This is a genomic window from Pseudomonas sp. H3_C08 (genome assembly GCF_054669455.1).
Map to the genome: position 1 here is coordinate 5,205,369 of NZ_CP162803.1, position 19,915 is coordinate 5,225,283.

The window sequence follows — 19,915 nt, forward strand, 5'->3', positions numbered from 1 at the left end:
CAATGATGTTGATTGACCCGACGCGATCGCGAGCAGGCTCACTCCTACAGGGTCAGGTTACAGATCCAGTACCAGCGGCTGCGTGCTTTGCGCCGGGACCGCGCAGCAAATCAGCACATGCCCCGCTTCCGGAATATCCGCCGGCACCTGTGGATAATTCACCGCGCCACTGACCAGCCGGGTCTTGCAGGTACCGCACGACCCACCACGGCAACTGAACTCCGGGCGTAGTCCGCGACTTTCTGCTAGCTCCAGCAAACTACCGCCATCGGGTTGCCAGCGCGCCTCTTTCGCCGAGCGCTCGAACACCACCGGCACCGACGTGGTCGCTGCGGGCGGTTGTTCGATCACGATCGCATCCGGATCGGCCTGACGTTTCAGCGTCGACGGGCCAAAGGTTTCCGCGTGAATCTGCGCGTCGCGCACATCCAGTTCGCGGAGGGTGTCGTACAACCCTTGGGTAAAACCACCAGGGCCACAGAGCACAAAGTCGAGCTGATCGAAATCCTCGGCCTCCAGCAGGTTCCTCAGCACCGCGCCGTCGATGCGCCCATGCACATCGAAATCCTCGCCCTCTTGCAGATCGGCTTCCGGCTGGCTGAGCAGACGCAGCACTCGTACAGAATCGCCTGCGGTTTCGAGCAAACGATCCAGCTCCTTTCGAAATGGCTGATCCGCCAGACTGCGCGAACTCTGCAGCAACAACGTCGGACGAATCCCCCGCGTGCGCAAGCCCTGGTACACAACCTCGCGCAGCATCGACAGCAACGGCGTGATGCCGACCCCGGCAGCCAGCAGCACCAACGGTCGCTGTTCCAGCGGCGCCACGGTGAAATGTCCCTGCGGCGCCCGCGCCTCGAGCACATCACCAACGCGAATCTGCTCATGCAGGTGCGAGGAAATCAGCCCTTCGCGCTTCACGCTGATCCGGTAGAAACCATCCGATGGCGCACTCGAAAGACTGTAGGTGCGGATATGCACCTCGCCATCAATAGTGAAACGCACTGGCAAATGCTGACCCGCGAGAAACACTGGCAACCCGGCGCCATCGGTTGGCTCCAGATAGATTGAACGGATGCTGCGACTTTCTGCTTCGATCTTCGCTACGCGCAGCGGCCGCCATTGATTACCCAGTGCCTGCGCCTGCAAACGCGCGTCCGCCTCGGCCCAATTACCGGTCAACAGACTGGTCGGCGACATGCTGTCGAAGCGCCAGCGCAACGCCAGAGCGGCCGGACGCCGCACCAGTTTTTCCACCTCAAATGTCCACAGCCGTTCCGCACCTTGAAAGGCTTCGATCTGCGGGTCATCGAGAAGGATCTCGGTACGCCCGCTGATTTGCAGCAGATCACCTGTGGAAAAGTCGATGAACAGCAAGCCGGCCTTGGGATTGAGCAGCAGATTGCCGAGGGTGTTGAAATGCAGGTTGCCGGCAAAGTCAGGGATGGTCAGACGATTGCCTTCCACCCGGACGAAACCGGCCTGGCCACCCCGGTGAGAAACATCCACCGCACGCTGGCCGTCGACATCGACATAACTGGCGACAAAAAACGTATCAGCGCCGGCGATCAGCGCCATGGCTGCATCATCGAGGCCGCTCAGATGCTCAGCCGGGCGTGTCTGCGGATCCGTCAGCGGCACCCGCTGAAACTGCCGCAGTTGAATGTACTGCGGGCAGTTGCCGAAGGCCTGATCCACGCTCACGTCAAAACCATCAGCGCTTAGATTGCCGACATGGCCGTTGAGGCGATTGCGCCGGCGGGTGTGCAACTCGATGCCAAGCAAACCGATCGGCTCGCCATTGCGCGGTTGCGCCGGGTCATCGGCAGCAGGCTGGCTGGCGAAATGCAAATGCTCGGGATCCGGCGACCGGGCAAACCCCGGCGCACCTTCGAGCACACTGGCCCACGGCATCCCCTGCGCATCGACTGCGCCGTACAGCATGAAGGGCAGTTGCTGATAGAACTCACGGTGCTGATCCGGCATCCAGGTGCGAATCACCTTACGCCCGAAGGCTTCCATACGATCGGCAACGCCGACATGGGCCTGCAATTGCTGTTCGCCAGCGTGCCACGGTGAACGTTCCATCACGACCTCTCCCCTGCACCGTCGGCGCAGTGTCGATTGCGAAAATCAGGCAGTGGTTTGCAGACCGGCAACCGTACGCGGCATGCCGACGAAACCAGGCAAGGCTTCAACCCGCGCCAGCCAGGCGCGGACGTTGCCGTAGTCGTCCAGCGACACGTTGCCTTCCGGTGCGTGGGCGATGTAACTGTAGGCAGAAACGTCGGCAATGCTCGGTTCGTCGCCGGCCAGGTACGCGGTTTTGCCCAACTCGATGTCCATCACCTTGAGCAGGTTATGCGCCCGGGTGATTGCCTCGTCCGCATTCAGTTGTGCGCCAAACACCGTGACCAGTCGCGCTGCAGCGGGTCCGAAGGCAATCGGCCCGGCGGCGGCCGACAACCAGCGCTGCACACGTGCGGCGCCGACAGGATCCGTTGGCAACCAACGGCCGTTGCCGTATTTCTGCGCCAGGTACACCAGAATCGCGTTGGAGTCGGCCAGCACCACGCCGCCGTCATCAATCGCCGGTACTTGGCCAAAACTGTTGATCGCCAGATACGCCGGCTGCTTGTGCTCACCCTTGGCCAGATCGACGAAAACCAGCTCGGTCGGCAGTTGCAGCAGGGACAACATCAGCTCGACACGGTGGGCGTGGCCGGAACGTGGAAAGTTGTAGAGTTTGATCGCTTGCATGGTCGACTCCGCTGAACAGGGGCGCCACTGCGGGAATGAGAGCGCCGATGGAGGCCATCTTGCGCTGATCGCAAAAACAACAGAATAACCAGTAACTGCAATCGATTATTTCATTGGGTGCAATAACGCAGCGCCTTTCAAAGCAGGATGTTCGCGCAAAGCGTTGGCGGTGAAATCGACAAAACTGCGAATCCGCGCCGGCGCCTTGCGCCCGCCCTGATAAACCACATGGATCGGCAATGTCGGCAGTTCAAATTCAGCGAGGACGATTTCCAGCTCACCGGTCGCGATTTTGCTGGCAACTTGATAAGACAGCACCCGAGTCAAGCCCAGCCCCATGCAGGCTGCGGTAATCGCTGCCTGATTGGCGGTCACGATCAGACGCGGCTCAGGACGCACGCTAAGCGGTTCGCCCGCGTCGAGAAACGGCCAACTGCGTTGCTGGCTAATTGCTGAAGTCGCCACCACTGGCGCGCCCGCCAAGGCGTGGGGATGAGCCGGTCGGCCATATTTGGCAAAGTAGTCCGGCGAGCCGCAAACGACCCTACGCACCTCACCCACGCGAACAGCATGCTGACTGCTGTCCGGCAGATCACCGATGCGCACCGCCACATCGATGCCCTCCTCGACCATGTTGACGATCCGATCGACCAGCACTGCGTTGATCGTAACGTCCGGATACTGCGCCAGATAACGCGCCATCAGCGGCGTCACAAACAAATCACCGAACAACACCGGCGCCGTGACCGTCAGTTGCCCACGCGGCTCGGCATGACTGCCCGCTGCCGAATCCTCGGCCTCCTGCACCTCGGCGAGGATCCTCCGGCAATCCTCCAGATAACGCTGCCCGGCTTCGCTCAAATGCACACTGCGCGTGGTGCGGATCAACAACTGCGTACCGATGCGTTGCTCCAGCGCCGCCACCGCCCGCGTGACGCTGGCAGCCGACAATCCCAGACGCCGCGCGGCAGAGGAAAAGCCTTGCTCCTGAGCGACGGTGGTGAAGATGTGCATTTCCTGGAAGCGATCCATGGTGCCTCTCGAGTCAGATACAAAAATCGCAGCCGAAGCTGCGATTTTTTGTGCGTAGGTCAGCTGTGGATAACTTATTCCACCGTCACCGACTTCGCCAGGTTACGCGGCTGATCGACGTCCGTGCCCTTGAGCACCGCCACGTAGTACGACAGCAACTGCAGCGGAACCGTGTAGAGGATCGGCGAGAGGATGTCGTGGATATGCGGCATCTGCACCACGTGGGTGCCTTCACCGTTGGTCATCCCGGCTTTCTCATCGGCGAATACGATCAGTTCACCGCCACGGGCACGGACTTCCTGCAGGTTGGATTTGAGCTTTTCCAGCAGTTCGTTGTTCGGCGCGACGGTAACCACCGGCATGTCGTTATCCACCAGCGCCAGCGGGCCGTGTTTCAGTTCGCCGGCCGGATAGGCTTCGGCGTGGATGTAGGAGATTTCCTTGAGTTTCAGGGCGCCTTCCATTGCTACCGGGAATTGCGCACCACGACCGAGAAATAGCGTGTGGTTCTTCTCGGCGAACAGCTCGGCGATTTTTTCCACCGTGCTGTCCATGGCCAGTGCTTCGCCGAGACGGGTTGGCAGGCGACGCAGTTCTTCGACCAGACGTGCTTCGACGCCGTCGGCCAGTGTGCCGCGCACTTGGCCCAGCGACAGGGTCAGCAGCAATAGGCCGACCAATTGCGTGGTGAAGGCTTTGGTCGAGGCGACGCCGATTTCGCGGCCGGCCTGGGTCAGCAGGGTCAGGTCGGATTCGCGCACCAGTGAGCTGATGCCAACGTTGCAGATGGCCAGGCTGGCGAGGAAGCCCAGTTCCTTGGCATTGCGCAGCGCCGCCAGGGTGTCGGCGGTTTCGCCGGACTGCGAGATGGTCACGAACAAGGTGTCCGGCTGCACCACCACTTTGCGGTAGCGGAATTCGCTGGCGACTTCGACCTGGCACGGGATACCGGCCAGTTCTTCGAGCCAGTAACGCGCGACCATGCCGGCGTGATAGCTGGTGCCACAGGCGACGATCTGTACGTTGCGGACTTTGGCGAACAGTTCGGCCGCTTGTGGGCCGAACGCTTGCACCAGCACCTGATCGTTGCTCAGGCGACCTTCGAGGGTGCGTTGTACAACGGCCGGTTGCTCGTGGATTTCCTTGAGCATGTAGTGGCGGTATTCACCTTTGTCGGCAGCTTCGGCACCATCGCTGTACTGCACGGTCTGGCGCTCGACGGCATTACCGTTGATGTCCCAGATCTGCACGTTATCGCGGCGAATTTCGGCGATATCGCCTTCTTCCAGGTACATGAAGCGGTCCGTGACCTGACGCAGGGCCAATTGGTCAGAGGCGAGGAAATTCTCGCCCAGACCCAGACCGATCACCAACGGGCTGCCACTGCGCGCGGCGACCAGACGATCCGGCTGTTTGGCATTGATCACGGCCAGACCGTAAGCACCGTGCAGTTCCTTGACCGTCGCTTTAAGCGCAACGCTCAGGTCTGGCTGGTCCTTGAGCTTGTGGTTGAGCAGGTGGGCAATGACTTCGGTGTCGGTGTCCGAAGTAAACACGTAACCCAGCGCTTTCAGTTGTTCACGCAGGGCTTCGTGGTTTTCGATGATGCCGTTGTGCACCACCGCGATGTCGCCGGAGAAATGCGGGTGCGCGTTACGCTCGCAAGGAGCGCCGTGGGTGGCCCAACGGGTGTGAGCAATGCCGAGACGGCCCACCAGTGGGTGTTCGGCCAGCGCCGCTTCGAGTTCACTGACCTTGCCCGGGCGACGCATGCGCTCGAGGGTTTCGTCGTTGGTGAAGACCGCGACACCGGCGCTGTCATAGCCACGGTATTCAAGGCGCTTGAGGCCTTCGAGCAGGATGGCGGTGATATTACGTTCAGCAACTGCGCCGACAATTCCACACATGCTTATTTCTCCTGACTGACAGCCGCGCAAATCACGGTGATACCGCGGGCCTGTATCTGATCGCGCGCTTCGATAGGCAGGCGATCATCGGTAATGAGGGTATGGACGCTGCTCCACGGCAGTTCCAGATTGGGGATCTTGCGACCGATCTTGTCGGCCTCGACCATGACGATGACTTCTCGCGCCACCTCGGCCATGACCCGGCTCAGTCCCAGCAATTCATTGAAAGTCGTCGTGCCGCGCACCAGATCGATACCGTCGGCGCCAATGAACAACTGGTCGAAGTCGTAAGAGCGTAGTACCTGCTCGGCGACCTGGCCCTGAAAGGATTCCGAATGCGGATCCCAGGTGCCGCCGGTCATCAACAGCACCGGTTCGTGCTCAAGTTCACTCAGGGCGTTGGCGACGTGCAGGGAATTGGTCATCACCACCAAACCCGGCTGCTGGCCAAGTTCGGGGATCATCGCGGCGGTGGTGCTGCCGCTGTCGATGATGATCCGCGCGTGTTCGCGGATGCGTTTCACCGCCGCGCGGGCGATGGCCTGTTTGTACTTGGAAACGCTCTGCGCGGTTTCCGCGACCAGTTCCTGCGGCATGGTGATCGCCCCGCCGTAGCGGCGCAGCAACAGACCGTGGCTTTCCAGGGCGGCGAGATCCTTGCGGATCGTAACTTCCGAGGTTTCGAAGCGCTTGGCCAGTTCATCCACACTGACTTCGCCCTGCTCGTTGAGCAAGGCGAGGATGTTGTGACGGCGTTGCGGCGTGTTGCGTTTCGACATGGCGACTTAAGTTTCGTTTCGAAAGATAACGGAAGCAATCAAAACCTATCGGCTCTAAATCGTCAAGCGGCAGCAAGGCTTTTTTGAAAACGACACAAACAAAAATGTGGGAGCGAGCTTGCTCGCGAAGGCATCGTGTCAGTCAACATCAATGTTGAATGATCTACGGCATTCGCGAGCAAGTTCGCTCCCACATTGGATTTTCGTCGCTAAAAAGAAACTGTGGATAACTCAGCTCTTCTTGATCTTCTCCGGCCGCTTCCAGCCGTCGATATTTCTCTGCCGCGCTCGGCCCACGGCCAACTGCGCGTTATCCACATTCTGCGTAATCGTCGAGCCGGCCGCCGTGGTTGCACCATCGGAGATATCCACAGGCGCGACCAGCGAATTATTGGAACCGATGAACACATCTGCACCCAGCACGGTTCTCCACTTGTTGGCGCCATCGTAGTTGCAAGTGATGGTGCCGGCGCCGATGTTGGTACGCGCACCGATCTCGGCATCGCCTAGATAAGTCAGGTGTCCCGCCTTGGCGCCTTCGCCCATGCGGGCATTTTTCAGCTCAACGAAGTTACCCACATGCGCGCGTGCTTCAAGCACGGTGCCTGGACGCAGACGCGCGAACGGGCCGGCGTCACTGCCCTCGCCCAGTACGGCACCTTCGATATGACTGTTGGCTTTGATGACCACGCCTTTGCGCAGGGTGCTGTCCTTGATCACGCAGTTCGGGCCGATCACCACGTCATCTTCGATGACCACATTGCCTTCGAGGATCACGTTGATGTCGATCAGCACATCGCGACCGACGGTCACTTCACCACGCACGTCAAAGCGCGCCGGATCACGCAAAGTGACGCCTTGCGCCATCAACCGACGACCAGCGCGCAACTGGTAATGACGCTCCAGCTCAGACAGCTGCTTGCGGTCATTGGCGCCCTGCACTTCCATCGGGTCGTGTGGTTGCTCGGTGGCGACCACCAGACCATCATTGACCGCCATCTCGATCACGTCGGTCAGGTAGTACTCGCCTTGAGCGTTGTTGTTCGACAGACGGCTCATCCAGTCAGCCAGACGATTGGCCGGGACAGCAAGAATGCCGGTGTTGCCTTCAGTAATTGCGCGTTGCGCTTCGCTGGCATCTTTGTGCTCAACGATCGCGGCCACCTTACCGTCGGCATCGCGCACGATGCGGCCGTAACCGGTCGGGTCATCCAGCTCGACGGTGAGCAAGCCCATCTGTCCAGGCACGACATGCTTGAGCAGACGCCGCAGAGTTTCGACTTCGATCAGCGGTACGTCCCCGTAGAGGATCAGCACGGTGTCGGCAGTAATGAACGGCACCGCTTGAGCGGTGGCGTGGCCGGTGCCGAGTTGCTTGTCCTGCAGGACGAAATTCAGATCGTCGGCAACCAGTCGCTCGCGCACCACGTCGGCACCATGACCAATCACCACATGAATGCGTTGTGGATCGAGTTGCCGAGCGCTGTGGATAACATGACCCAGCATGGAGTTGCCGGCAATCGGGTGCAGCACCTTCGGCAGGGCCGAGCGCATACGCGTGCCTTGACCGGCCGCGAGGATAACGATTTCAAGAGACATGACTGGCTACCAATCCTGGGTGGTCAGCAACTGCGACCGGGTTGTAAAAATCGGAAAAGAAAAAAGGGTAGCCGAGGCTACCCTTTTTTATCAATCGCACAACAAGCGGCTGACGGATTAACCGCCAAACTTCTTGCGGATCTGCTGGACGGTGCGCAGCTGAGCTGCAGCCTCGGCCAGTCGCGCGGACGCAGCTCCGTAGTCGAAATCTGCGCTCTTCTCGTGCAGAGCAGCTTCGGCAGCCTTGAGAGCGGCCTGGGCTTGAGCTTCATCCAGGTCGGCAGCACGTTGCACGGTATCGGCAAGTACCTTGACCATGTTCGGCTGAACCTCGAGGAAACCACCGGAGATGTAGAACACCTCGGCTTCCCCGCCTTGCTTGATCAGGCGGATCGGACCTGGCTTCAGATTAGTGATCAGCGGCGCGTGACCCAGAGCGATACCAAGATCACCCAGTGCACCGTGCGCAATCACCATCTCGACCAGGCCGGAAAAGATTTCCCCTTCCGCGCTGACGATATCGCAATGGACTGTCATAGCCATCTGATTGCCTCAACCTAAATTAGCGCCCGTTGCCGGGCGCCGGGATTACAGTTTCTTGGCTTTCTCGATCGCTTCTTCGATGCCGCCAACCATGTAGAACGCTTGTTCTGGCAGGTGGTCGTAGTCACCGTTGAGGATGCCTTTGAAGCCAGCAATGGTGTCTTTCAGGGAAACGTATTTACCCGAAGCACCGGTGAAGACTTCAGCCACGAAGAACGGCTGCGACAAGAAGCGCTGGATCTTACGAGCACGGTTTACCAACTGCTTGTCGGCTTCCGACAGCTCGTCCATACCCAGGATCGCGATGATGTCCTTCAGCTCTTTGTAACGTTGCAGAACGTACTGAACGCCGCGAGCGGTGTCGTAGTGGTCCTGGCCGATTACGTTCGGGTCCAGCTGGCGCGAAGTCGAATCCAGTGGATCTACCGCTGGGTAGATACCCAGGGAAGCGATGTCACGGGACAGAACGACGGTGGCGTCCAAGTGGGCGAAGGTGGTCGCTGGCGACGGGTCGGTCAAGTCATCCGCAGGTACGTATACCGCTTGGATCGAAGTGATCGAACCTTCCTTGGTCGAAGTGATACGTTCTTGCAGAACGCCCATCTCTTCAGCCAGGGTCGGCTGGTAACCTACTGCCGAAGGCATACGGCCCAGCAGTGCGGATACTTCAGTACCGGCCAGGGTGTAACGATAGATGTTGTCGACGAACAGCAGAACGTCGTTACCTTCGTCACGGAACTTCTCGGCCATGGTCAGGCCGGTCAGTGCTACGCGCAGACGGTTACCCGGCGGCTCGTTCATCTGACCGTAAACCAGTGCCACTTTGTCCAGAACGTTGGAGTCCTTCATCTCGTGGTAGAAGTCGTTACCCTCACGAGTACGCTCACCCACACCGGCGAACACGGAATAACCGCTGTGCTCGATGGCGATGTTACGGATCAGTTCCATCATGTTTACGGTTTTGCCTACACCGGCACCACCGAACAGACCGACTTTACCGCCTTTGGCAAACGGGCAAACCAGGTCGATAACCTTGATGCCGGTTTCCAGCAGGTCGTTGCCGCCTGCCTGTTCAGCGAACGAAGGCGCTGGACGGTGAATGCCCCAACGCTCTTCGGTGTCGATCGGGCCAGCTTCGTCGATCGGGTTACCGAGGACGTCCATGATCCGGCCCAGGGTCGCTTTACCGACCGGTACGGAGATGGCTGCGCCAGAGTCGGTAACTTCCAGACCGCGCTTCAAGCCCTCGGTGGAACCCATCGCAATGGTGCGAACCACGCCGTCGCCCAGCTGTTGCTGAACTTCCAGAGTGGTTTCAGCCGCGCTCACTACTTTCAGCGCGTTGTAGATGCTCGGTACGCTGTCGCGTGGAAATTCCACGTCGATAACGGCGCCGATGATTTGAACGATACGTCCGCTACTCATAGCTGGATCCTCTGAATATTTGAACCGTTAAACCGCGGCAGCGCCGCCGACGATTTCCGAGATCTCTTGGGTGATCGCAGCCTGACGCGCCTTGTTGTAGATCAGCTGCAAATCGCTGATCAAATCACCGGCGTTGTCGGTAGCGTTCTTCATCGCGATCATCCGCGCAGCTTGTTCAGCCGCGTTGTTCTCGACCACCGCCTGGTAGACCTGCGACTCAACGTAGCGGACCATCAAGCCGTCAAGCAGCTCTTTGGCATCCGGTTCGTAGAGATAGTCCCAGTGGTGCTTGAGATCCTGATCCGGGGTGGCCACCAGTGGAATCAACTGCTCCACGGTAGGCTGTTGCGTCATGGTGTTGATGAACTTGTTGGACACCACGGACAGGCGGTCAATACGGCCGTCCAGGTAGGCATCCAGCATCACCTTGACGCTGCCGATCAGATCATTGATCGACGGCTCTTCACCCAGGTGGCTGATAGCTGCAACGACGTTACCGCCGAAGTTGCGGAAAAAGGCCGCACCCTTGCTACCAACAACACACAGATCAATCTCAACGCCGTTTTCGCGGTTTACCGCCATGTCCTTGACCAGGGCCTTGAACAGGTTGGTATTCAAGCCGCCGCACAGACCACGGTCACTGCTCACCACAACATAACCGACACGCTTGATAGCGCGGTCGATCATGAACGGGTGGCGGTATTCCGGGTTGGCGTTGGCCAGATGCCCAATAACCTGGCGGATACGCTCCGCATAAGGACGGCTAGCAGCCATGCGCATTTGTGCCTTTCGCATTTTGCTGACCGCCACTTTTTCCATGGCGCTGGTAATCTTTTGCGTGCTTTTGATGCTCGCAATCTTACTGCGAATCTCTTTTGCGCCTGCCATGTAACACCTATCAGGTTAGCAAGCGGGAGCCTCGCGGCTCCCGCTGCGGCTTACCAGGTTTGGGTGGCCTTGAACTTCTCGATACCGGCTTTCATGCCAGCGTCGATTTCGTCATTGAAGTCACCTTTAACGTTGATCTTGGCCATCAAATCGGCGTGATCGCGGTTGAAGAAAGCAATCAGCGCTTGTTCGAAGCTGCCGATCTTGGCGATTTCAATGTCAGTCAGGAACCCACGCTCAGCGGCATACAGCGACAGCGCCATGTCAGCGATCGACATTGGTGCGTATTGCTTCTGCTTCATCAGCTCGGTAACGCGCTGACCATGCTCAAGTTGCTTACGGGTCGCTTCGTCCAGGTCAGAAGCGAACTGGGCGAATGCCGCCAGTTCACGGTACTGAGCCAGAGCGGTACGGATACCACCGGAGAGCTTCTTGATGATCTTGGTCTGAGCGGCACCACCCACACGGGATACCGAAACACCGGCGTTCACTGCAGGGCGGATGCCCGAGTTGAACATGGCCGATTCCAGGAAGATCTGACCGTCGGTGATGGAAATCACGTTGGTCGGAACGAACGCGGAAACGTCGCCAGCCTGGGTTTCGATGATCGGCAGTGCGGTCAGGGAACCGGTTTTGCCGGTCACTGCGCCGTTGGTGAACTTCTCTACGTATTCTTCCGAAACGCGGGATGCGCGCTCCAGCAGACGGGAGTGGAGATAGAACACGTCGCCTGGGTAAGCTTCACGGCCTGGTGGACGGCGCAGCAGCAGGGAAATCTGGCGGTAAGCCACTGCTTGCTTGGACAGATCGTCATAAACGATCAGCGCGTCTTCACCGCGGTCGCGGAAGAATTCACCCATGGTGCAACCGGAGTACGGTGCCAGGAATTGCAGCGCAGGAGATTCCGAAGCACTGGCAGCCACGATGATCGTGTTGGCCAGGGCGCCGTTTTCTTCCAGCTTGCGAACCACGTTGGCGATGGTCGATTGCTTCTGACCGATAGCTACGTAGACGCAGAAAATGCCGCTGTCTTTCTGGTTGATGATCGCGTCGATCGCCAGAGCGGTTTTACCGATCTGACGGTCACCGATGATCAGCTCACGCTGGCCACGGCCGACAGGGATCATGGCATCGACAGCCTTGTAGCCAGTCTGTACAGGCTGGTCTACCGACTTACGCCAGATCACGCCCGGTGCAACTTTCTCGACCGCGTCGGTCTCGGTGTTGCCCAGTGGACCTTTGCCGTCAACAGGGTTACCCAGTGCGTCGACTACGCGCCCCAGCAGTTCCTTACCAACCGGAACTTCGAGGATGCGGCCAGTGCACTTGGCGCTCATGCCTTCAGCCAGAGACTGGTAAGCGCCCAGTACAACGGCACCTACGGAGTCTTGCTCCAGGTTGAGGGCCATACCGTAGACGCCGCCCGGAAACTCGATCATCTCGCCGTACATAACGTCGGCCAGACCGTGAATCCGCACGATGCCGTCAGATACGCTGACGACAGTGCCTTCGTTACGGGCTTGGGAGGTCACATCGAGCTTGTCGATGCGGCCCTTGATAATTTCACTTATTTCGGAAGGATTGAGTTGCTGCATTGCTCTGCTGCCCCTTCAAACTCAAGATTTCAATGCTTCGGCAAGTTTCGCGATTTTGCCGCGAATCGAGCCATCGATAACCAGGTCGCCGGCGCGGATAACGACACCACCTATTAGGGCAGCATCCTCCGCAACTTGCAGGCGCACTTCCCGGTTGAGTCGTGCACTGAGAACCTTGGCGAGTTTGTCTTGCTGTTCTTGGTTCAATGCAAAAGCACTGGTCACTTCAACGTCTACCGACTTCTCTTGTTCGGCCTTGTACAGGTCGAAAAGAGCGGCTATCTCCGGCAGAAGCGGGAGACGGTCGTTTTCGGCAACGACATTGATGAAGTTCTGTGCCTTGGCATCAAACTTGTCGCCGCACACGTCAATAAACGTGGCGGCCTTTTCTGCGCTCGTCAGTCGCGGGGCCTTGAGCACGCGCTGCATGGTGTCGTCTTGCGACACCGCTGCAGCCAGGCCGAGCATGGCTGACCAATTGGCCAGTTGCTGGTGGGCCTGAGCGTGCTCGAAGGCCGCCTTAGCGTAAGGTCGGGCCAACGTGGTCAGTTCTGCCATGATCGCCCTCGCTTAGATTTCAGCAGCCAGTTGGTTAACCAGCTCTGCGTGCGCGTTTTGATCGATTGTGGCACCCAGGATCTTCTCGGCGCCGCCGACAGCCAGCAAACCCACTTGGGCGCGCAGCTTGTCTTTGACACTGTTCAGTTCCTGTTCGATCTCGGCTTGAGCCTGAACCTTCACACGGTCAGCGTCGACACGGGCCTTTTCAACGGCCTCTTCGACAATCTGGTTACCGCGTTTCTTGGCTTGCTCGATGATTTCAGCTGCCTGAGCTTTCGCTTCGCGCAGTTGCTGACCCGCTTTTTCTTGGGCCAACTCCAGGTCGCGAGCTGCACGGCTGGCAGCGTCCAGACCATCAGCGATCTTCTTTTGACGTTCGTGCAGAGCAGCGATGACCGGAGGCCATACATACTTCATGCAGAACAGTACAAAAATCAGGAACGCAACGGACTGGCCAATCAGGGTCGCATTAATGTTCACGCCAACACCTCGCAGTTACGTTGTCCATCACATCAAATTACTCGGAAGAATCCGGGTAATTAGCCAGCGATCTGACCAACGAACGGGTTCGCAAAGGTGAAGAACAGAGCGATACCAACACCGATCATGGTTACGGCGTCGAGCAGACCGGCAACGATGAACATTTTAACTTGCAGCATTGGAACCATTTCTGGCTGACGCGCTGCGCCTTCCAGGAACTTGCCGCCCAGCAGGCCGAAACCAATTGCGGTACCCAGTGCGCCCAGGCCGATCAACAGTGCAACAGCGATAGCGGTTAGACCAACTACAGTTTCCATCTTTCCTCCCGACTTTTACGTCGTATGGTTTAGGTTTTTTAGATTAAAGCGGTAAAACAAATCGTTTCAGGTGCCCTGTGAAGAGCCCCTTCCCGTTTGACCGGGAAGGACATCAGACTAGTCGAGACTGGCCTTAATGGTTTTCTTCGTGCGCCATCGACAGGTAGACGATGGTCAGCATCATGAAGATGAACGCCTGCAGCGTGATGATCAGGATGTGGAACACAGCCCACGCCCACTGCAGAACAACGCCCAGGCCGCTCAGCCAGAGCAGGCCGCTGCCGAACATCACAGCGATCAGAATGAACACCAGCTCGCCGGCATACATGTTGCCGAACAGACGCAGAGCCAGAGAGATCGGCTTGGCGATCAGGGTCACGAATTCCAGCAGGAAGTTCACCGGGATCAGCAGGGCTTGAACGAAGATGTTCTTGCTGCCGAACGGGTGCAGGGTCAGTTCGCCGATGAAGCCGCCGAAGCCCTTGACCTTGATGCTATAGAAAATGATCAATGCGAAAACCGAGAACGCCATGCCCAGAGTCGCGTTCGGGTCGGTAGTCGACACGGCGCGGAACGGGATGTGGTGGTCGCCGGTGATCAGGATGGCCAGCTGAGGAATCCAGTCGACCGGTACCAGGTCGACAGCGTTCATCAGGAACACCCAGACGAAGATGGTCAGTGCCAGCGGTGCAATCACCGGGCTACGGCCATGGAAGCTGTCTTTCACGCTGCCATCGACGAATTCGACCAATACTTCAACGAAGTTCTGCAAAGCACCCGGCTGACCCGAAGTCGCTTTCTTTGCCGCCATGCGGAAAAGAAGTACGAAGATCAGACCCAACGCGACCGACCAGCCGAGGGTATCGACGTGGAAAGCCCAGAAGCCCATTTCTTTGGCTTCTGCTGCGGTATGGGCAAAGCCCCAGCCGCCGTTAGGTAGCTGACCGAAGGTCAGGTTCTGCAAGTGGTGCTGGATATAGCCCGAAGCGGTTGTTTCTGCCATGGTTGCCTCAAACGCCCTAAGGTCTCGAAAGTCTTGTTCTCATCAGCAGGGGAGCGAACCAGCTGACCGACTGAGTCAGCACGAACGCGCCGAATACAGCTATCGGCGCCAGTGGCTTCACACCTGCAAACACCAGTGCAAAGAGCACTGCCGTCAAAATCAGTTTGCCTGCCTCGCCGGCATAAAAAGACCGGACGATGGACTGGGCTGCTCGGGCGCCGGAAAACCGAAATGCCTTGTGAGCGAAATAAACATTGGGCAGCAAGGCTATCAGGCCTCCGCAAAGTCCCGAGTATCCGGCAACGACTCCGTGCCATTGCCAGAGCGCCAAAGCGGCAATGAGCAAAATGACAAATTGAGCCATTAACACCGGAAAAACCGCCAGGCGATGGAACGGCAGGCGGTTTGGCTTGCGGGTTTCCATCACGTTTGCTCTCCAATGGTCGGCTGCCAGAATTCAATAACTTGGCATAATTTGTGCCGACAAAATGCGCGCAGAGTATAGGGGCGGTTCTGCCCCTATTCAACTGTCAGGTAGTGATTTCCGACTGCGCGCTACATGAGGAAATGTTTCAGCGGATGTGTGCGAGCACACCTTGAAGCTCATCGAGGGAGTTGTAACCGATCACCAACTGGCCCTTTCCTTTCTTCCCATGGCGAATCTGCACCGCAGAGCCTAGGCGCTCGGCCAGACGCTGTTCAAGGCGGGCGATATCCGGGTCGGGTTTGGTCGCTTCCACAGGCTCCGGTTTGCCACTCAACCACTGGCGAACCAGTGCCTCAGTTTGGCGCACGGTGAGACCGCGTGCGACAACATGTCGCGCCCCTTCCACCTGCTGATTGTCCGGCAGACCGAGCAAAGCACGGGCATGCCCCATTTCCAGGTCGCCATGGGACAGCATGGTCTTGATGACTTCCGGTAGTGCAATAAGCCGCAACAGGTTAGCCACAGTGACGCGGGACTTACCCACAGCCTCGGCGACCTGCTGCTGCGTCAGCTGGAATTCCTGCTGCAAACGCTGCAGGGCCACCGCTTCTTCGATCGGGTTGAGGTCTTCGCGCTGGATGTTCTCGATCAGCGCAATGGCGATTGCGGTTTCATCCGGCACATCGCGGACCATCGCCGGGATGGTTTCCTGCCCGGCTTGCTGACTCGCGCGCCAGCGACGTTCACCAGCGATGATCTCAAAGCGGCCACCGCCAATCGGGCGCACCACGATCGGCTGCATGACGCCTTGCGCCTTGATCGACGCTGCCAGTTCTTCCAGCGCCTGCGGATCCATGTCGCGGCGCGGCTGGTATTTGCCGCGCTGCAGCAGATCCAACGGCAAGTGCTGCAGTTCGCGGGTGTCAGCTTGCGCCGCTTGTTCTTCCAGCGCGCTGACGGTCGGACCACTCAGCAGTGCATCCAGTCCACGTCCGAGACCTCGTTTCTTGACGGCCATGGGGATTCCTTAAGTTGCCTGAGCGGCGGCGATGCGTGAGTTTTTGCGCTGACGGCGAACCATCTCGCCGGCCAGGGCCAGATAAGCCAGGGCGCCGCGCGATTGCTTGTCGTAGGCCAGCGCCGGCATGCCGTAGCTCGGCGCTTCGGCCAGGCGGATGTTGCGCGGGATCACCGTGTCGTACAGCTGATCGCCGAAGTGCTCCTTGAGCTGCGCCGAAACGTCGTTCATCAGGCTCAGGCGCGGGTCATACATGGTCCGCAGCAACCCTTCGACTTTCAGGTTCGGATTCAGCAGTTCAGCGATGCGCTTGATGTTATCCACAAGGTCGCTGAGACCTTCGAGCGCAAAGTACTCGCACTGCATGGGGATAATGACCCCGTCAGCAGCAACCAAGGCGTTCAGCGTAAGCATCGACAGCGACGGCGGGCAGTCGATCAGAATGTAATCGTAGTTTTCGCGGATTGGCGCCAGCGCGCTGCGCAGACGGCTTTCCTTCATCTGCATTTCCAGCAGCACGACTTCGGCCGCCGTCAGATCGCGGTTGGCCGGCAGCAGTTGGTAACCGCCATGTTCGGAATAGTGCATGGCCTGAGCCAGATCACATTCGCCGATCAGCAGGTCGTAGACCGAGTTTTCCAGGCCGTGTTTATCCACACCGCTACCCATGGTGGCGTTGCCCTGTGGATCGAGATCGATCAACAGCACCCGGCGCTTGGTCGCGACCAGGGATGCTGCGAGGTTGATGCAGGTGGTGGTCTTGCCCACACCACCCTTTTGGTTCGCTATCGCGAATACCTTAGCCATTCTTGCTTGTGTTCCCAATCATGCCGTGCGGCGCAGTATCAGCAGATGGCGTTGGCCTTGGCAACCGGGTACGGCCAGGGCGTGTTCGCTATCGAGTTTGAAGTCTGCCGGCAATGCTACCAGCTCATCGGCCGGATGAACGCCCTTCATTGCCAGCCAGCGTGTATCGGCGTCGCCTAAGTGGCGAGTCCAGTTGGTGAAGTTTTCCATGCTGCTGAACGCCCGGGAAATGATCCCGTTGAACGGCTGCGCAGGCTGGAACGCTTCGACACGACTGTGGATAACTTGCAGGTTATCCAGTTTGAGTTCGAGTTTGACCTGGGTCAGAAAGCGGGTTTTCTTGCCGTTGCTGTCCAGACAAGTCACTTGCGAGTCCGGATACAGGATCGCCAACGGGATTCCCGGCATGCCGCCGCCGCTACCGACGTCGAGCCAACGGCCGTTTTCGATGAACGACATCACGCTCAGGCTATCGAGCAAGTGACGCGACACCATCTCGTCCGGATCGCGTACAGCGGTCAGGTTGTAGGCCTGGTTCCATTTGATCAACAGGGCCAGATAACCCAGCAGCAATTCATGCTGGGCTTCAGTGAGGTTGACACCGAGCTCGCGGGCTCCTGTGGATAACTCTTCGGCGTGTTGCGAAGTGACCTTAGAACTCAAGCGCTTTGCTCCAACTGACGGCCCGCGCCGCGTTTTTTCAAATGAATCATCAACAGCGAAATCGCTGCCGGGGTCACACCCGGGATCCGCGAAGCCTGGCCCAGCGTCTCTGGTCGAGTCGCGCCGAGCTTGCTCTGGATCTCCTTGGAGAGACCGGAAATGTTGGTGTAATCGATATCCACAGGCAATTTCGTGTCTTCACTGGCGCGCAGACGGGCGATTTCGTCCTGTTGACGGTCGATGTAACCGGCGTATTTGGTCTTGATCTCAACCTGTTCGGCGACCTGTGGATCTTCGGCGCCATTGCCGGTCACTTCGACCAGACCAGCGTAGTCGATTTCCGGACGACTCAAGAGGTTGAGCAAGTTGTATTCGTGAGTCAGCGGCGTGCCGAATTTTTCCGCGATCGCATCGCCCTGCTGCGTATTCGGGCGAACCCAAGTGCTTTTCAGGCGCTGTTCTTCGAGTTCGATGCTTTCGCGTTTCTTGCAGAAGGCTGCCCAACGTGCGTCATCGACCAATCCGAGCTCGCGACCTTTTTCGGTCAAACGCAGGTCGGCGTTGTCCTCGCGCAGTATCAGGCGGTACTCGGCACGGGAAGTGAACATGCGGTACGGCTCTTGGGTACCGAGGGTGATCAGGTCGTCGACCAACACACCGATGTACGCTTCATCGCGACGCGGACACCAGGCTTCTTTGCCCTTGGCGCGCAGTGCCGCGTTGGCCCCGGCCAGCAAACCCTGGGCGCCAGCTTCTTCGTAACCGGTGGTGCCGTTGATTTGTCCGGCAAAGAACAGACCGCCGATGACCTTGGTTTCGAGGCTGTACTTCAGGTCGCGCGGATCGAAGTAGTCGTACTCGATCGCATAACCCGGACGCACGATGTGCGCGTTTTCCATGCCGCGAATCGATTGCACGATCTGCAATTGCACATCGAAAGGCAAGCTTGTGGATATTCCGTTCGGGTACAGCTCATGGGTGGTCAAACCTTCCGGTTCGATAAACACCTGATGGCTTTCCTTGTCGGCAAAGCGGTGGATCTTGTCTTCGATCGACGGGCAGTAGCGCGGGCCAATGCCTTCGATCTCACCGGCAGCGGAATACATCGGCGAACGGTCGAGGTTCGCCGCGATGATTTCGTGGGTGCGGGCGTTGGTGTGAGTAATCCAGCAACTGACCTGACGTGGATGCTGTTCTTTGTTACCCATGAACGACATCACCGGGATCGGCGTATCGCCTGGTTGCTCGGTCATTACCGAGAAATCCACAGACTTGCCGTCGATACGCGGCGGTGTGCCGGTTTTCAGGCGACCGACACGCAGCGGCAGTTCACGCAGACGGTGAGCCAGTGCGATGGACGGCGGATCACCGGCACGACCGCCGGAAAAATTCTGCAAACCGATGTGGATAAGTCCGCCGAGGAACGTACCGGTGGTCAACACCACGGAATCGGCGAGAAAACGCAGACCCATTTGCGTGACAACACCACGGACTTGTTCCTGCTCGACGATCAGGTCGTCAGCAGCTTGTTGAAATATCCACAGGTTCGGCTGGTTTTCCAGAATTTCGCGGACAGCGGCTTTGTACAGAATCCGGTCAGCTTGCGCACGGGTCGCCCGTACGGCCGGGCCTTTGCGGCTGTTCAACACGCGAAACTGAATGCCACCCAAATCGGTAGCGGTGGCCATCGCGCCGCCGAGGGCATCGATTTCCTTGACCAGATGGCTTTTGCCAATGCCACCGATGGCCGGGTTGCAACTCATGGCACCGAGGGTTTCCACGTTATGCGTCAGCAACAGGGTTTTTGCCCCCATACGTGCTGAGGCCAGTGCTGCCTCGGTACCGGCATGACCGCCGCCGATGACGATCACTTCAAAACGGGAAGGGAAATCCACCACGCACCTCGTGCCTGCTTAAGTAGGTAATTCAGGAATAGTTTGAGATCAGGTTTCTGAACCTGGTCGACAAGTATAGGGACTTCGCCCTTCCTAAAGAACCCTTTGCACAAAATTTAACCAGCTGTGGAGAACTCGAGGTTAAAAGAATAAAAAAGAGAGAAATTTATAAAACCTTTGTTTTTATGTTTATTTCTACTGAGGCCATTTTCTGTG

Annotated in this window: 19 protein-coding genes; all 19 read right to left on the reverse strand. The window is 58.4% G+C overall.

The window, feature by feature from the left end:
- Window positions 1-57 precede the first annotated feature (57 nt).
- On the reverse strand, window positions 58-2,088 hold the full coding sequence (locus tag AB4N74_RS23805; protein WP_460097397.1) for a 2Fe-2S iron-sulfur cluster-binding protein: 2,031 nt from the start codon (window positions 2,086-2,088) through the stop codon (window positions 58-60).
- Between the two features lie 45 nt (window positions 2,089-2,133).
- Window positions 2,134-2,760, reverse strand: coding sequence for a glutathione S-transferase family protein (locus AB4N74_RS23810; protein WP_116254185.1), 627 nt, complete (start codon window positions 2,758-2,760; stop codon window positions 2,134-2,136).
- A gap of 105 nt (window positions 2,761-2,865) precedes the next feature.
- A complete protein-coding gene (locus AB4N74_RS23815; RefSeq protein WP_099757593.1) occupies window positions 2,866-3,792 on the reverse strand; it encodes a LysR family transcriptional regulator in 927 nt (308 codons plus the stop codon).
- A gap of 74 nt (window positions 3,793-3,866) precedes the next feature.
- Complete coding sequence (gene glmS, locus AB4N74_RS23820) at window positions 3,867-5,699, reverse strand: glutamine--fructose-6-phosphate transaminase (isomerizing) (protein ID WP_095119699.1); 1,833 nt, start codon at window positions 5,697-5,699, stop codon at window positions 3,867-3,869.
- A gap of 2 nt (window positions 5,700-5,701) precedes the next feature.
- Window positions 5,702-6,478, reverse strand: a complete 777-nt coding sequence (locus tag AB4N74_RS23825) for a DeoR/GlpR family DNA-binding transcription regulator (protein ID WP_007911964.1) — start codon at window positions 6,476-6,478, stop codon at window positions 5,702-5,704.
- Between the two features lie 231 nt (window positions 6,479-6,709).
- On the reverse strand, window positions 6,710-8,077 hold the full coding sequence (gene glmU, locus AB4N74_RS23830) for a bifunctional UDP-N-acetylglucosamine diphosphorylase/glucosamine-1-phosphate N-acetyltransferase GlmU (protein ID WP_460097400.1): 1,368 nt from the start codon (window positions 8,075-8,077) through the stop codon (window positions 6,710-6,712).
- Window positions 8,078-8,194: 117 nt separating this feature from the next.
- Complete coding sequence (locus AB4N74_RS23835) at window positions 8,195-8,620, reverse strand: F0F1 ATP synthase subunit epsilon (RefSeq protein ID WP_007954164.1); 426 nt, start codon at window positions 8,618-8,620, stop codon at window positions 8,195-8,197.
- Window positions 8,621-8,665: 45 nt separating this feature from the next.
- Window positions 8,666-10,045, reverse strand: a complete 1,380-nt coding sequence (gene atpD, locus AB4N74_RS23840; protein WP_007911961.1) for a F0F1 ATP synthase subunit beta — start codon at window positions 10,043-10,045, stop codon at window positions 8,666-8,668.
- A gap of 27 nt (window positions 10,046-10,072) precedes the next feature.
- Window positions 10,073-10,933 (reverse strand): F0F1 ATP synthase subunit gamma, encoded by an 861-nt coding sequence (gene atpG / locus AB4N74_RS23845; RefSeq protein ID WP_008084419.1) that lies wholly within the window; start codon window positions 10,931-10,933, stop codon window positions 10,073-10,075.
- A 50-nt stretch (window positions 10,934-10,983) separates the two neighbouring features.
- Entirely contained in the window at window positions 10,984-12,528 is a 1,545-nt protein-coding gene (gene atpA, locus AB4N74_RS23850) for a F0F1 ATP synthase subunit alpha (RefSeq protein WP_016984064.1), read from the reverse strand.
- Window positions 12,529-12,549: 21 nt separating this feature from the next.
- Window positions 12,550-13,086, reverse strand: coding sequence for a F0F1 ATP synthase subunit delta (locus tag AB4N74_RS23855; protein ID WP_007911956.1), 537 nt, complete (start codon window positions 13,084-13,086; stop codon window positions 12,550-12,552).
- A gap of 12 nt (window positions 13,087-13,098) precedes the next feature.
- Entirely contained in the window at window positions 13,099-13,569 is a 471-nt protein-coding gene (locus AB4N74_RS23860; RefSeq protein ID WP_003229781.1) for a F0F1 ATP synthase subunit B, read from the reverse strand.
- 59 nt (window positions 13,570-13,628) lie between these two features.
- The gene (atpE, locus tag AB4N74_RS23865; RefSeq protein ID WP_003097235.1) at window positions 13,629-13,886 is read right to left on the reverse strand and encodes a F0F1 ATP synthase subunit C; all 258 of its coding nucleotides are present in this window, start codon (window positions 13,884-13,886) and stop codon (window positions 13,629-13,631) included.
- A gap of 133 nt (window positions 13,887-14,019) precedes the next feature.
- Window positions 14,020-14,889, reverse strand: a complete 870-nt coding sequence (gene atpB / locus AB4N74_RS23870) for a F0F1 ATP synthase subunit A (RefSeq protein WP_093429553.1) — start codon at window positions 14,887-14,889, stop codon at window positions 14,020-14,022.
- A 16-nt stretch (window positions 14,890-14,905) separates the two neighbouring features.
- The gene (locus AB4N74_RS23875; protein ID WP_003229783.1) at window positions 14,906-15,313 is read right to left on the reverse strand and encodes a F0F1 ATP synthase subunit I; all 408 of its coding nucleotides are present in this window, start codon (window positions 15,311-15,313) and stop codon (window positions 14,906-14,908) included.
- Between the two features lie 148 nt (window positions 15,314-15,461).
- Window positions 15,462-16,334 (reverse strand): ParB/RepB/Spo0J family partition protein, encoded by an 873-nt coding sequence (locus AB4N74_RS23880; protein ID WP_034152184.1) that lies wholly within the window; start codon window positions 16,332-16,334, stop codon window positions 15,462-15,464.
- Between the two features lie 9 nt (window positions 16,335-16,343).
- Window positions 16,344-17,141, reverse strand: a complete 798-nt coding sequence (locus AB4N74_RS23885) for a ParA family protein (protein WP_008084406.1) — start codon at window positions 17,139-17,141, stop codon at window positions 16,344-16,346.
- 18 nt (window positions 17,142-17,159) lie between these two features.
- A complete protein-coding gene (rsmG, locus tag AB4N74_RS23890; RefSeq protein ID WP_038359549.1) occupies window positions 17,160-17,804 on the reverse strand; it encodes a 16S rRNA (guanine(527)-N(7))-methyltransferase RsmG in 645 nt (214 codons plus the stop codon).
- Window positions 17,801-19,699, reverse strand: coding sequence for a tRNA uridine-5-carboxymethylaminomethyl(34) synthesis enzyme MnmG (mnmG, locus tag AB4N74_RS23895; RefSeq protein WP_093429552.1), 1,899 nt, complete (start codon window positions 19,697-19,699; stop codon window positions 17,801-17,803). Before mnmG ends, rsmG begins: the two co-directional genes overlap by 4 nt.
- Between the last annotated feature and the right edge of the window lie 216 nt (window positions 19,700-19,915).

What these genes read in the sequence shown, in the direction of transcription:
- AB4N74_RS23805 (WP_460097397.1), bottom strand. Translation starts at nt 2,088, where the DNA reads ATGGAACGTTCACCGTGGCACGCTGGCGAACAGCAATTGCAGGCCCAT.
- AB4N74_RS23810 (WP_116254185.1), bottom strand. Translation starts at nt 2,760, where the DNA reads ATGCAAGCGATCAAACTCTACAACTTTCCACGTTCCGGCCACGCCCAC.
- AB4N74_RS23815 (WP_099757593.1), bottom strand. Translation starts at nt 3,792, where the DNA reads ATGGATCGCTTCCAGGAAATGCACATCTTCACCACCGTCGCTCAGGAG.
- glmS (WP_095119699.1), bottom strand. Translation starts at nt 5,699, where the DNA reads ATGTGTGGAATTGTCGGCGCAGTTGCTGAACGTAATATCACCGCCATC.
- AB4N74_RS23825 (WP_007911964.1), bottom strand. Translation starts at nt 6,478, where the DNA reads ATGTCGAAACGCAACACGCCGCAACGCCGTCACAACATCCTCGCCTTG.
- glmU (WP_460097400.1), bottom strand. Translation starts at nt 8,077, where the DNA reads ATGTCTCTTGAAATCGTTATCCTCGCGGCCGGTCAAGGCACGCGTATG.
- AB4N74_RS23835 (WP_007954164.1), bottom strand. Translation starts at nt 8,620, where the DNA reads ATGGCTATGACAGTCCATTGCGATATCGTCAGCGCGGAAGGGGAAATC.
- atpD (WP_007911961.1), bottom strand. Translation starts at nt 10,045, where the DNA reads ATGAGTAGCGGACGTATCGTTCAAATCATCGGCGCCGTTATCGACGTG.
- atpG (WP_008084419.1), bottom strand. Translation starts at nt 10,933, where the DNA reads ATGGCAGGCGCAAAAGAGATTCGCAGTAAGATTGCGAGCATCAAAAGC.
- atpA (WP_016984064.1), bottom strand. Translation starts at nt 12,528, where the DNA reads ATGCAGCAACTCAATCCTTCCGAAATAAGTGAAATTATCAAGGGCCGC.
- AB4N74_RS23855 (WP_007911956.1), bottom strand. Translation starts at nt 13,086, where the DNA reads ATGGCAGAACTGACCACGTTGGCCCGACCTTACGCTAAGGCGGCCTTC.
- atpE (WP_003097235.1), bottom strand. Translation starts at nt 13,886, where the DNA reads ATGGAAACTGTAGTTGGTCTAACCGCTATCGCTGTTGCACTGTTGATC.
- atpB (WP_093429553.1), bottom strand. Translation starts at nt 14,889, where the DNA reads ATGGCAGAAACAACCGCTTCGGGCTATATCCAGCACCACTTGCAGAAC.
- AB4N74_RS23875 (WP_003229783.1), bottom strand. Translation starts at nt 15,313, where the DNA reads ATGGAAACCCGCAAGCCAAACCGCCTGCCGTTCCATCGCCTGGCGGTT.
- AB4N74_RS23880 (WP_034152184.1), bottom strand. Translation starts at nt 16,334, where the DNA reads ATGGCCGTCAAGAAACGAGGTCTCGGACGTGGACTGGATGCACTGCTG.
- AB4N74_RS23885 (WP_008084406.1), bottom strand. Translation starts at nt 17,141, where the DNA reads ATGGCTAAGGTATTCGCGATAGCGAACCAAAAGGGTGGTGTGGGCAAG.